Below are 11,956 nucleotides of genomic sequence, written 5' to 3' on the forward strand. Positions count from 1 at the left end.
GGCGGCGGTCGGATCCGTGCCATGCGGGTCACGGTCAGGTCCATATGTTGCCACCCAGCGCGTCGAGCAGGCGTTCGGCCTCCTCCGGCTTGAGCAGCCCCGCCGCGAGCGCGCGGTCGGCGGTGAGCCTGGCCAGCGCGATGTAGGCGTCGGCCGCCTCGGGAGCCGCCAGGATGAGGGCGTCGACGTGCTTGCGTACGGTGCCCGCGTCGCCGCGCACGACGGGACCGCTGAGCGCGGCGATGCCGAGCCTGAGCACGTTGTCGAGCGCGGCGCCGAGCAGCGGGCCGAGCATCCGGCCCGGATGGTCCACGCCGATGCGCTGCAGCAGCTCGGAGGACTCCGCGATCAGGGTGACCATGTGGTTGGCGGCCCCGGCCAGCGCCGCGTGGTAGAGCGCCCGGTCGGAGTCGGCGATCCAGACCGGCTCGCCGCCCATCTCGATGACCAGCGCCTCGGCGATCGGCCGGAGCGGATCGGGCGCGGTCACCCCGAACGAGCAGCCGGTGATGCGGTTGAGGTCGTCGTCCCTGCCGGTGAACGTCATCACGGGATGCAGGGCCAGCGGCAGGGCGCCGGCCCTGGCGGCCGGATCGAGCACCGACAGCCCGTAGGCCCCGCTGGTGTGCACCAGGAGCTTGCCCTTGAGATCGGCACCGGTCGTGGCCAGCCCGTTGACGAGATCGGGCAGCGCGTCGTCGGGCACGGTCAGCAGGATCAGCTCCGCGGCGGTGACGACCTCCTCGGGGCGCGTCGGTGTGACGCCCAGCCGGTCGGTGGCCCAACGATGCGAGGCGTCGGACACCCCGCTCGCGGCGACGATCCGGTGCCCCGCCTGCGCGAGCGCCGCGCCCAGCGCGGAGCCCACCTTTCCTGCCCCCAGCACGCCGACGGCCAGCCGTGCCGGGCGATCACCTGCGTCCATGACGTCCCACCCCTGTCGACCCGATGGCACTGCCGACCAGCGTAACCACTGTGGGGAGTTGCGTACGTGACTGGGGTTTTGCCGCATGTTGAGTTAGTGACATATCACACAAGGGCAGACAAAACGGTGCACCCCTGTCGGAAGAGATGAGGAGAGGGGGCATCGCGGAGGAGCGGGCGCCGAGTCCCCGAACCGGACCCGACGCCCGCGTCGTGCGACCCCCTTGGAGGTGCGCACCTGGGCCGGCCAGCCGCCGACTGACCGGCCGGGAATGGGAGCTCGGGCAGGCTGGACAGGGCCGCCCGAGCTCTCACGAACGCGTACACGGTAGCGCAACGGCGTGACCAAGAGTGTTCGCTCGTTAACTTCACGTCTCCAACGACCGGTCATGAGATAGTCCAGGAATGTGGCTCACCTGGCGCGCCGCGACACAGCACGCGCTCTACGGCGAGGGCGGCTTCTACCTCCGCGAACGGCCATCGGGCCACTTCCGCACCTCGGTCGCCGCCTCGTCGGTGTTCGCCGAGGCGGTCCTGGCGCTGCTGACCGAGGTCGACGCCGAGCTGAAGACGCCGCCCGTCCTCGATCTCGTCGATCTCGGCGCCGGCGAGGGCCTCCTGGTCGGCCACGTTCTCGACGCCGCCGAGCCCGCCCTGCGCGACAGGCTGCGCATCACGGCCGTCGACCTCTCCCCCCGGCCCGCCGGGCTGGACGACTCGATCAGCTGGACCGCCGCCATCCCGTCCGGGATCATCGGCCTGGCGATCGCGAACGAGTGGCTCGACAACATCCCGCTCGACGTGGCCGAGCAGACCCCCGACGGGCCGCGGCTGGTCATGGTCGACCTCCGCACCGGCGCCGAGCGGCTGGGCGAGCCGGTCGGGGCCGCCGACCGCGAGTGGATCGACCGGTGGTGGCCGCTGTCCTGTGTGGGGTCCCGCGCCGAGATCGGCCACCCCCGCGACGCGGCCTGGGCGGCGGTGATGCGGCGGCTCGCACACGGCCGGGCGGTCGCCGTCGATTATGCACACCCTGTGGATAACCGTCCGACCCATGGCACGCTCACCGGATACCGCGACGGCTCCGTCGTGACGCCCATCCCTGACGGCACCTGCGACATCACCGCCCACGTCGCCCTCGACGCGTGCGCCGAGGCCGGTGAGCGGGCCGGCGCGATATCCACAGCCTTGTCCACACAGCGCGACGAGCTGCGCTCGCTCGGGGTCACCGGCGCGCGACCGCCACTCGACCTGGCCAAGCACGATCCGCGCGGCTACCTCCGGGCGCTGGCCCGGGCCTCCGAGGAGGCCGAGCTGATCGACCCACGGGGTCTCGGCGGCTTCGGCTGGCTCAGCCAGACCCGTTAGACGGCGCGGTCCGAAGAAACCGCACCCGTTGGACGGCGAGGGCCGCAGTCCTGTTCAGACGCCGAGGCCGTGGACCCGTTCAGACGGCGAGGTCCAGGGACTCCAGGCCGCGGATGACGTAGCCCGGCTTCCAGACCGGCTCGCGCACCAGCTCCAGCTTGGGCGCCCGGTCCAGCAGCGCCCCGAACGACTCCAGCAGCTCGATACGGGCCAGCGGCGCGCCGAGGCAGAAGTGGATGCCCGCGCCGAAGGAGATGTGCGGGTTGTCCGCCCGGCCCACGTCGAGCCGGTCGGGGTCGTCGAAGACCTCGGGATCGCGGTTGGCCGAGCCGAACAGCAGCGCCACCTCGACCCCGCGCGGGATCTCCACCCCGCCGACCTCGATGTCCTCCAGCACCCACCGCTCGAACATCTGCAGCGGGGTGTCCCACCGCATCAGCTCCTCGATCGCCGTGGGCAGCAGGCCGCGGTCCTCGCGCAGCCGTACGAGCTCGGCGGGGTTTCTGAACAGCGACCACCAGCCGTTGCCCGTCACGTTCACGGTGGCCTCGTGACCCGCGTTGAGCAGCAGCACACAGGTGCCGATCAGCTCGTCCTCGGTGAGCTCGTCGATCGCGGCCAGCGCGCTGATCAGGTCGTCTCCCGGACGGGCGGCGCGCTCGCGGGCCAGGTCCTTGAGGTAGCCGGCGAACTCGTCGGCCGCCCGGACCGCCGTGTGCTGGGCCTCCGGCGAGGGGTTGAGCTCGTACATTCCGCAGATGTCGGCCGACCAGGGGCGCAGCAGGTGGCGGTCGGCCTCCGGGATGCCCAGCATCTCGGCGATGACCGTCACGGGCAGCGGCTCCGCTACTTCGGCGATCAGGTCGCCGCCGCCCTTCTCCACGAACGTGTCGATCAGCCCGCCGGCGATGGCCCGCACGCGGGGGCGCAGCGACTCGACCATGCGCGGGGTGAACGCCTTGGAGACCAGACGGCGCAGCCGGGTGTGCACCGGCGGCTCGACGTCCAGCATCCCGGCCCTGACCACCCGCCAGAACGGCTCCTGGAACTCCGGCTCGGCCTGCCGGCCGAACTCCTCGTGGGTGGCCACGTGCAGGTAGGAGCGGCCCAGCCGGCGGTCCCGGAGCAGGGCGTTGACGTCGGCGTGCCGAGAGATCAGCCACTGTCCGGTCGGCTCGAAGAAGCTGACCGGAGCCGCACGCCTCAGGTCGGCGTAGACGTCATAGGGGTAGGCCACAAAATCCGGATTCCAAGGATCAAAGCGCACTATTTCATCTTAGAAGGAAGTTCTTCCTGCTTGGAGTGCTTGCCGCGCATCCGGATGTTCAGCAGCTCGACGATGACCGAGAACGCCATCGCGAAGTAGATGTAGCCCTTCGGGATGTGCTGGTCGAGACCCTCGGCGATGAGCACCACGCCGATCAGCACGAGGAACGCCAGCGCCAGCATCTTGATGCTCGGGTGCTGGTCCACGAACCTGCTGATCGGCCCCGAGGCGAACAGCATCACCAGCACCGCCACGACGACCGCCGCCACCATCACGCCCAGCTCGTCGACCATGCCCACGGCGGTGATCACCGAGTCGAGCGAGAACACCACGTCGAGCACCATGATCTGCGCGATCACCGAGGCGAACGAGGCGGCGGCCCGCGTCCGGCCGTCCTGGTGCTTGGGCTCCATGCTGTGCCCGATCTCGGTGACGCTCTTGGCCAGCAGGAACAACCCGCCCAGCAACAGGATCAGGTCGCGCCCGGATATCTCGTGGCCCAGCACCTCGAACAACGGCTCGGTCAGCCGCACCACCCACGACAGCGCCAGCAGCAGGAGCAGGCGGCTGATCAGAGCCGCCGCGAGGCCCAGCACGCGCGCTCTGTCGCGCTGCTCGGGCGGGAGCTTCCCGGCCAGGATGGAGATGAAAATGATGTTGTCGATGCCCAGGACGATCTCCAGGGCCACCAGAGTGAAGAAGCCTATCCAGATCTGTGGGTCGGCCACCCAGTCCAGCATCTGTCTGCCTCCACGGCCTCGGGGATGTCGGGATGTCGGGGGTACCAACGAGCCAGCCGCTTCAGAAGTTCACCGGATTGCCAACGAATGTGGCGGTTCGGTTATAGTGCGGGCGTAGGTCATGAGTGCCAGCGCCAAGCCCCGGCTCGCTGGCCGGCAACCCTCGCGTCCGCGGCGGGGTGCCCCGGGTGAAGACCTGGTCCGTCACGAGGTGTGGCGGGCAAGCGCGGGCTCCATGGCTGCTCCAGGGGTCCGACGGCCCTCAGGAGGTTCGCCGTGTCCACCTTGACGATCTTCAACTCCGTGCCCGCCGAGGCGTCCGTCGAGGACGGCCGCCGCCCGATCCCGGCCGTGCTCGGCGCCGACCTGGAGGTCCCGGTCAGGGGCGGCCGACTGGTCGGCTACGCCAACCTCGACTACGCCGCGAGCGCCCCCTGTCTGGAGCCGGTCAACGCGGCCGTCGCCGCCGCGCTCCCGGCCTACTCCAGCGTGCACCGCGGCGCGGGCTACGCCTCCCAGCTCACCACCACCCGCTACGAGCAGGCCCGCCACACCGTACGAGCCTTCGTCGGCGCCCGCCCCGACGACGCCGTGATCTTCGCCCGCAACACCACGGACGCCACCAACCTGCTCGCCTCCTGCCTGCCCGCCGGCACGACCACCGTCGTCTTCGACACCGAGCACCACGCCTCGCTCCTGCCCTGGCCCCACACGGTACGGCTGGCGCCCCCAGCCTTCCCCGGCGAAGCCGTGCGCGCGGCCGACGAGGCGCTGGCCGCCACGGACGGGCCGAAACTGCTCGTGGTGACCGCCGCCTCCAACGTCACCGGCGAGCTCTGGCCGATCGCCGCCCTGGCCCACGTCGCGCACCGCCACGGCGCCCGCATCCTGGTCGACGCGGCCCAGCTGGTGCCGCACCGGCGGCTCAACCTGACCGCCCTCGACCTCGACTACGTGGTCTTCTCCGGTCACAAGCTCTACGCGCCGTTCGGCGCCGGGGCGCTGATCGGGCGGCGCGACTGGCTGGCGGCGGGCGAGCCGTACCTGAAGGGGGGCGGCGCGGTGCGTTCGGTGGACGGCGAGCCCGAGTGGCACGACGACCCCGAGCCGCGCCACGAGGCCGGCACCCCCAACGTGCTGGGCGCCATCGCGCTGGCCGCCGCCTGCGACGCGCTGTCCGCCACGGGGTGGACCGCGCTGGTCCGCGAGGAGGAGCGGCTGATCGCCCGGCTCCGCTCCGGGCTCGCCTCGATCGAGGGCGTACGCGAGCTGTCACTGTGGGGGCCCGACCACCCGCGCGTGGGCATCGCCTCGTTCACCGTGGACGGCCACTCCGCGCGGGAGGTCGCCGAAGCGCTCTCCGACGACTACGGGATCGGCGTACGGGACGGCAAGTTCTGTGCGCACCCGTTCGTCCGCCACCTGCTCGGCAGGCCCGAGCGCGGGGGCTCGGACGAGGCGGGCGACGCGGGAGCCGGCGAGAGCCGAAGCGGGCGCGGCCAGGAGCCCGGCGGCGGCTGCCAGGACGGCGCGGCCGCCGCGGTGCGCGCGTCGATCGGCATCGGCAGCACCGAGGAGCACGTGGACCGCCTCATCGGAGCCCTGCGCGACCTCGCCGGCCGCTAGGCCGCTCAACGGTTGGGCGGCCGCCGCTTCGTCGGCTCGTCGATGATGGCGTCGATGTCCCGCATGTCCTGGTCGCTCAGGTCGCTGACCGATCTGGGCGCCCTCGGTTGCCTCGGCACGTTCATCGGACGCGTCGGGGTCTCACCGGATGGGGTCCCCCCGGGTGTGCTCTCACGCGATGTGGGCGCGGGCCTGGTCGTCGCGGACGAGGTCCGCTTGGTCGTGCCGTTCTCGGCGAGCTCGCGTTCGGCACGTCTGCGGTGGATCCGGCGGAGCAGGCCGTCGAGGCCGAGCCGCCCGCCGCTCACGGCGAGGAACAGCAGGCAGATCGCGGCCAGCGAGCCGACCAGCTCCCATTCGAAGATTCCCTGCGAACCGTGGACGAAGACGAGCGCGCCCACGCTGACGATCAGCAGCGCCAGGGCCGACAGCCGGACGAACAGGCCGAGGATCAGCAGGGCGCCTCCCACGATCTCCGCCACCATGGTGAACCCGGCGGCCAACTGCGGGAGCGGCACCCCCGTCTGCGTGAAGTTCTGTGCCGTGGCGCCGAGACCGGCCTGCCACTTCTGCCATCCATGAGCGATGAAGATCACGCCGATTGTCACCCGCGAGATCAGGGCAGCTAGGTCGAAGAGAGATCGTTTCATGGTGATTTCTCCCTCCATTCCCGTTTATCATCCCCATGTCCGACTCTGCGATGCACTCCCATACCGTTCCTTGACCATTCGCCCGGCTGGCCCCCCACCGCGGCCGGTGGCAGCATGGGCCCTATGACGGAACGCGTGGTGGGGATCGGTGCGGGCGCCAAGGAGCTGGCGACCGAGGACATGATCCTCAACATCGGCCCGCAACACCCGTCGACCCACGGCGTCCTGCGGCTGCGGCTCACGCTCGACGGCGAGCGCATCGCCACCGCCGAGCCGATCATCGGCTACATGCACCGGGGCGCTGAGAAGCTGTTCGAGGTCCGCGACTACCGCCAGATCATCATGCTGGCCAACCGGCACGACTGGCTGTCCGGCTTCGCCAACGAGCTGGGCGTGGTCATCGCCGCCGAACGCATGCTGGGCATGGAGCCGCCGGTCCGGGCCGTGTGGGCCCGCACTCTGCTGGCCGAGCTCAACCGCGTGCTCAGCCATCTGATGTTCCTCGGCTCCTATCCCCTGGAGCTGGGCGCGATCACCCCCCTCTTCTACGCCTTCAACGAGCGCGAACGCGTCCAGGGCGTCATGGAGGAGATCTCCGGCGGACGCATGCACTACATGTTCAACCGGGTGGGCGGCCTCAAGGAGGATCTCCCGCTCGGCTGGCTCGACCGGGTGTCGGAGGCCGTCGCCGAGACCCGCCGCCGCGTCCCCGACATCGAGGACCTCATCCTGGGCAACGAGATCTTCCGGGCCCGCACCAAGGGCGTCGGCGTGCTCGGCCGCGAGCAGATCATGCAGTACGGCGTGAGCGGCCCCATCGCCCGGGCCTCGGGCGTCGACTTCGACCTGCGCCGTGACCAGCCCTACCTCGCCTACCCCGAGCTGCCCGTCAAGGTCGTCACCCGCACCGCCGGCGACTGCCACGCCCGCTTCGAGGTGCTGCTCGACCAGCTGAAGGTCTCTCTCGACCTGGCCGACGCCTGCGTCGAACACCTCCGCTCGCTGCCTCCCGGGCCCATCAACCAGCGCCTGCCCAAGGTGCTCAAGGTGCCCGAGGGCCACACGTACGCCTGGACCGAGAATCCTCTCGGCATCAACGGCTACTACCTCGTGTCCAGGGGCGACAAGACGCCGTGGCGGCTCAAGCTGCGCTCGGCCTCCTTCAACAACATCCAGGTGCTGCGCGAGATGCTGCCCGGCCACCTGGTGGCCGACATGGTGGCCATCCTCGGCTCGATGTTCTTCGTCGTGGGTGACATCGACAAGTGACGGCGGCCGGCCCTCCCCTTCTGCGCGACCAGTACGTCGACTGGCTCCGCGCGCTGAGCCTGATCGTCGTGGTCGTCTGGCACTGGGCGTTCACGATCCTGCAGTGGGAGCCGGGCGGCCCCGTGCCGACCAGCCCGCTCGGCTTCACCTCCGGCCTGTGGATCCTCACCTGGCTGCTGCAGGTGCTGCCGCTGTTCTTCTACGTCGGCGGCCACGTCCACCTGCTGTCCTGGAACCGGGCTCACGGGCGCGGCGTCGGCATCGGTGCGTTCGTCTGGCGGCGCATCCGCGCGCTGGCCGTGCCCGCGCTGGCGTTATCCGGCGTCTGGGTCGCCATCGGCGCGGTCGTGACCTGGGTGTTCGGGGTCGACTGGATGTGGCGGGTGGTGCTGCTCGTGCTCAGCCCGCTCTGGTTCCTCGGCGTCTACCTGGTGCTCATCGCGCTGCTGCCGTTGGCGCTCTGGCTGCACCGGCGCTACGACGTGCTCACGCTCATCTGGTTCGGCGGCGCGGCGCTGGTGGTCGACGTGGTGCGCTTCCGCTACGGCGTCGACTGGGTCGGCTGGCTGAACATGATCATCGTCTGGGGGCTGGCCCACCAAGCGGGCTTCTTCTACCAACGGATCGTCGCCCTGCCCAGACGTTATGACGTCGGCCTGCTGTGGACAGGGCTGTTCGCGCTGTTCGGGCTCGTCTACTCGGGCATCTACCCGGGCTCGATGGTGGGCGTGCCCGGCGACAAGTGGTCGAACATGGCCCCGCCCACGTTCGTCATCGTGGCCCTGCTCATCTTCCAGATCGGCCTGGTCGAGGTGCTGCGGCCGTCGATGGAACGCCTCCTGGAACGGCCCGGCTGGCAGCGCGCCAACCACACCATCAACCGCTTCGCCCTGCCGCTCTTCCTCTTTCACACGACGGGCATGGCGATCGCGCTGGGGGTCTCGTGGTGGCTCTTCGGCACCCTGGGGGAGAAGGTGCCGCCCGACCTCAAGTGGTGGCTGGAACGCCCCATCGCCATCGTGGGCCCCCTGCTCTGCACCCTCCCCGTCATCTACCTCTTCGGCCGCCGCCGTTGAACATCTGCAAGACAAAACTCGAGCGTTAGGTCTGGCTCAAGCAGGCACATGCCGACGCCGCGCGGCTGGCCGAGGAGGACCTGTCCACCGAAGAGGACGCCTGGTGATCCGCGGCGCCGTCTATCGGTTGGACCTGGGAGACGCGAAACGAGGACACGAGCGACGGGGGCGACGCCACGGCCTGGTGTTGAGCCCGACGGACATGTCATGGAGCGTCGCCACCATCGTGCCGACCTCCAGCAGCGCGCAACCCTCTGTGTTCAGGCCCGAGTTGGAGTTCGGCGGGCGGCGGACCCTGCTGCTCGTCGATCAGATCCGGACCGTCGACGCCGCTTTCGTTCACGGCGAGCCGGTCTACTACCTGGGTCGGGACGAACTCGCCGAGGTCGAGCATGCCGTCGCGCGTTATTTGGGGCTCTGATCCTCCGGGGCCTTCGGAATGCGGCAGGCGTGCTCCAGCAGCAGAGCGGCGCAGACGAGCGCCACGCAGGACAGGAACGACCCCAGCGAGATGAAGAACTCGAGCCGCGGCGTGTCCCGGGTGAGCAGCTGGACCGTGTGGAGGGCGAACCCGGCGAACAGGCCGGCGCACACCGCTCCCACGTAGGCCGACGCCTTGGCCAGGGCCGCCAGCCGCGCCACCGCCATCGGCTCGACCGGCTTGGTGTTGGGCTTGCGGTCGATCCTGGCCTTGGTCATCCACGCGGTGTAACCCTCGCCGACGGCCAGCAGCAGCACCGTGGGGATGGCGGTCCACGGCAGGACCGGCAGCCCGGCGTAGACCTGCCTGACCACCAGCCAGGTGATCAGGGCGGCGACCAGGACCAGACCGACGAGCACGCCGGGACGGGTGGGCCTCAATCGGGGCTCTGCAGATCGAGGTCGGCCCGCCGCCGCACACCTTGCTCGTCGGGCTCGGCCAGCCCGGCCAGCAGTGCCGTGATCGGGCCGCGCCCGGGCAGCTCACCCTCGGGGTCGACGTCCGCCCAGGGCGCGAGCACGAACGCCCGCTCGTGCGCCAGCGGATGCGGCAGGGTCAGCTCTGGGTCGTCGCAGACCGTGTCACCCACCATGATCAGATCGATGTCCAGCGTACGCGGCCCCCAACGCTCCAGGCGTTCGCGGCCGAACGCGTTCTCGACTCCCTGCGCCCGCTCCAGCAGCGTGCGCGGCTCCAGCGTGGTCTCGGCGATCACGATCGCGTTGAGGAACGGCCGCTGCCCGGGAGGACCTCCCACCGGATCGGTCTCGTAGACCGGCGACGCTCGTACGAACTCCAGGCCCGGAGCGTCGAAGAGTGTGTCGATGGCCCCCTGCAGCGTGTCGAACCGCTGGCCGAGATTGCTGCCGAGAGAGAGGACTGCCTTCATGGGCGGCTCCGCTCGATCGTCACCGTGACGTCGTCGAAGGGTAGCGGAATCGGCGCCGCCGGCTTGTGCACGCTCACCTCGACCGAGCGCACCAGCTCGTCGGCCAGGCACACGTCGGCGAGGCGCTGCGCCAGCGTCTCGATCAGTTGGACGGGCTCCCCCTCCACGACCTTGACCAGTGCCTGGGCGAGCTCTCCGTAGTGGACGGTCTTGCTGAGATCGTCGGTCAGTGCGGCGGGCCGGGTGTCGAGGAACAGTGTCGCGTCGATGACGAACTCCTGCCCCAGCTCACGTTCGGCCGCAAGCACGCCGTGCCGCCCACGGGCCCGCAGGCCCGTCAGCGCGATGCGATCAGCGCTCAAGCTCGCCTTCCTCCTCCTCGTCCTCGTCGCCCTGGAGCACGGGCGAGCCGTGGTGCATCCACAGCCGCCAGCCCTGAGCGGTCCGGATGTAGACGTTGCTGGCCACGACCTTGCCCGCGGCGAAGCTGGACTCACCCTCCTCGCCGGCCGTCAGGATGTTCTCGACACAGGTGAGGACGGCCACGTCGCCCAGCACAGTCGTGTGGACGTCGGTCAGCACGAACTGGATGTAGGTGGTGTTGGCCATGATGAGCGCCCACGAGCGCAGCACCTCGGACCGCCCGGCCAGCAGGGTCCAGCCCGGGTGAACACAGCTGACCTGCTCGTCGCCGGTGTCCTCGGCCCAGATCTCGGTCATCCTGTCGAGGTCGGCGTCCTCGATGGCGGTGTAGAAATCCTGGTTGACCGTCTCGATGGCAGCGGTGTCGACGCTCATGTATTGGCTCCGGCTCTCTTCCATGCGGCGGCCACGCGCACGGCATCGGCGTTGGGACCTACCTGGTGAACCCTGACGCACCAGGCCCCGGCGTGCGCGGCCAGCGCCGTCACGGCCACGGTGGCGTCGTCGCTGCGACCGAACGGGCGAGGGCTGCCGTCGGCGTCGGCCAGCAGCCGCCCCAGGAACCTCTTGCGCGAGGCCCCGATCAGCAGCGGGTAGCCGAGCTCGGCCAGCTGGGAGGCGCCGGCCAGCAGCGCCCAGTTGTGGGCCGCGTTCTTGGCGAAGCCCAGCCCGGGGTCGATCACGATCTGGTCCTCGGACACGCCCTCGGCGAGCACCAGATCGACCCGCTTGGCCAGCTCCTCGCGCACCTCGGTGACCACGTCGGTGTAGACGGCCCTGCTGTCCATGTCGTGGCTGTGGCCGCGCCAGTGCATCACCACGTAGGGGACGCCGGTGGCCGCGACCACGCGAGGCATGGCCGGATCCGCCAGGCCGCCGCTCACGTCGTTGACCAGCCTGGCCCCGACGGCGACGGCGGCTCTGGCCACCTCGGCGCGCATCGTGTCGACGCTGACCGCCACGCCCTCCGCGCTGAGCGCCCTGATCACGGGCACCACCCTGGCCAGCTCCTCGTCGAGCGGCACCCTGGCGGCGCCGGGCCGGGTGGACTCGCCGCCCACGTCGACGATGTCGGCCCCCTGCGCGACCAGGTCGAGCCCGTGCTGGATGGCGACCGTCTCGTCGAACCACTCACCGCCGTCGGAGAACGAGTCAGGCGTCACATTGACCACGCCCATGACGAGACACCGCTCCTCGGCGGCCAGCCCCGGCACGCTAGTCGGCAGGCTTGTCATGAGCCAAG

The 11,956-nt window shown here is 70.4% G+C and carries 14 protein-coding genes and 1 riboswitch; of the genes, 5 read left to right on the forward strand and 9 right to left on the reverse strand.

Annotated features, from left to right (window positions below; genetic code table 11):
• Window positions 1-34 precede the first annotated feature (34 nt).
• Entirely contained in the window at window positions 35-925 is an 891-nt protein-coding gene (locus IEY82_RS02080) for a Rossmann-like and DUF2520 domain-containing protein (protein WP_189122194.1), read from the reverse strand.
• Window positions 926-1,329: 404 nt separating this feature from the next.
• Between IEY82_RS02080 and IEY82_RS02085 the strand changes: the two genes are divergently transcribed.
• Window positions 1,330-2,292 (forward strand): SAM-dependent methyltransferase, encoded by a 963-nt coding sequence (locus tag IEY82_RS02085; RefSeq protein WP_189122195.1) that lies wholly within the window; start codon window positions 1,330-1,332, stop codon window positions 2,290-2,292.
• A 79-nt stretch (window positions 2,293-2,371) separates the two neighbouring features.
• On the opposite strand, the gene IEY82_RS02090 is transcribed toward IEY82_RS02085, so the two are convergent.
• Entirely contained in the window at window positions 2,372-3,559 is a 1,188-nt protein-coding gene (locus IEY82_RS02090) for a cytochrome P450 (protein ID WP_189122196.1), read from the reverse strand.
• Window positions 3,559-4,299, reverse strand: a complete 741-nt coding sequence (locus tag IEY82_RS02095) for a TerC family protein (protein ID WP_189122197.1) — start codon at window positions 4,297-4,299, stop codon at window positions 3,559-3,561. The genes IEY82_RS02090 and IEY82_RS02095 overlap by 1 nt, the downstream gene beginning before the upstream one ends.
• Before the next feature lie 117 nt (window positions 4,300-4,416).
• A riboswitch (SAM riboswitch) is annotated at window positions 4,417-4,532 on the forward strand.
• A gap of 43 nt (window positions 4,533-4,575) precedes the next feature.
• Between IEY82_RS02095 and IEY82_RS02100 the strand changes: the two genes are divergently transcribed.
• Window positions 4,576-5,925 carry an aminotransferase class V-fold PLP-dependent enzyme gene (locus IEY82_RS02100; RefSeq protein ID WP_189122198.1) on the forward strand — a complete coding sequence of 450 codons (1,350 nt, stop codon included), beginning with the start codon at window positions 4,576-4,578 and terminating at the stop codon, window positions 5,923-5,925.
• Between the two features lie 5 nt (window positions 5,926-5,930).
• On the opposite strand, the gene IEY82_RS02105 is transcribed toward IEY82_RS02100, so the two are convergent.
• Entirely contained in the window at window positions 5,931-6,575 is a 645-nt protein-coding gene (locus tag IEY82_RS02105) for a DoxX family protein (protein ID WP_225262018.1), read from the reverse strand.
• Window positions 6,576-6,698: 123 nt separating this feature from the next.
• Here IEY82_RS02105 and IEY82_RS02110 point away from each other — a divergent pair, with 123 nt between their 5' ends.
• From IEY82_RS02110 to IEY82_RS02120, 3 genes are all read left to right on the forward strand, one after another.
• On the forward strand, window positions 6,699-7,844 hold the full coding sequence (locus tag IEY82_RS02110; RefSeq protein ID WP_189122200.1) for an NADH-quinone oxidoreductase subunit D: 1,146 nt from the start codon (window positions 6,699-6,701) through the stop codon (window positions 7,842-7,844).
• A complete protein-coding gene (locus tag IEY82_RS02115) occupies window positions 7,841-8,920 on the forward strand; it encodes an acyltransferase family protein (RefSeq protein WP_189122201.1) in 1,080 nt (359 codons plus the stop codon). Before IEY82_RS02110 ends, IEY82_RS02115 begins: the two co-directional genes overlap by 4 nt.
• Window positions 8,921-9,023: 103 nt before the next feature.
• Complete coding sequence (locus IEY82_RS02120; protein ID WP_189122202.1) at window positions 9,024-9,341, forward strand: type II toxin-antitoxin system PemK/MazF family toxin; 318 nt, start codon at window positions 9,024-9,026, stop codon at window positions 9,339-9,341.
• Here the strand turns inward: IEY82_RS02120 and IEY82_RS02125 are convergent.
• Genes IEY82_RS02125 through folP form a run of 5 tightly spaced genes read right to left on the reverse strand, consistent with a single transcriptional unit; the run spans window position 9,326 to window position 11,948 of the window.
• Window positions 9,326-9,760, reverse strand: a complete 435-nt coding sequence (locus tag IEY82_RS02125; protein ID WP_308015907.1) for a DUF3180 domain-containing protein — start codon at window positions 9,758-9,760, stop codon at window positions 9,326-9,328. The two genes, IEY82_RS02120 and IEY82_RS02125, sit on opposite strands and share 16 nt — an antisense overlap.
• Window positions 9,761-9,777: 17 nt before the next feature.
• Window positions 9,778-10,290 (reverse strand): 2-amino-4-hydroxy-6-hydroxymethyldihydropteridine diphosphokinase, encoded by a 513-nt coding sequence (folK, locus tag IEY82_RS02130; RefSeq protein ID WP_189122204.1) that lies wholly within the window; start codon window positions 10,288-10,290, stop codon window positions 9,778-9,780.
• Window positions 10,287-10,652: a dihydroneopterin aldolase gene (gene folB, locus IEY82_RS02135; RefSeq protein WP_189122205.1), complete on the reverse strand. Its 366-nt coding sequence runs from the start codon at window positions 10,650-10,652 to the stop codon at window positions 10,287-10,289. Before folB ends, folK begins: the two co-directional genes overlap by 4 nt.
• On the reverse strand, window positions 10,642-11,088 hold the full coding sequence (locus IEY82_RS02140) for a nuclear transport factor 2 family protein (RefSeq protein WP_189122206.1): 447 nt from the start codon (window positions 11,086-11,088) through the stop codon (window positions 10,642-10,644). Before IEY82_RS02140 ends, folB begins: the two co-directional genes overlap by 11 nt.
• Entirely contained in the window at window positions 11,085-11,948 is an 864-nt protein-coding gene (gene folP, locus IEY82_RS02145; RefSeq protein ID WP_443686079.1) for a dihydropteroate synthase, read from the reverse strand. Before folP ends, IEY82_RS02140 begins: the two co-directional genes overlap by 4 nt.
• Between the last annotated feature and the right edge of the window lie 8 nt (window positions 11,949-11,956).

Origin of the sequence: Nonomuraea cavernae, from assembly GCF_014646355.1 — a bacterium.
GTDB lineage: Bacteria > Actinomycetota > Actinomycetes > Streptosporangiales > Streptosporangiaceae > Nonomuraea > Nonomuraea cavernae.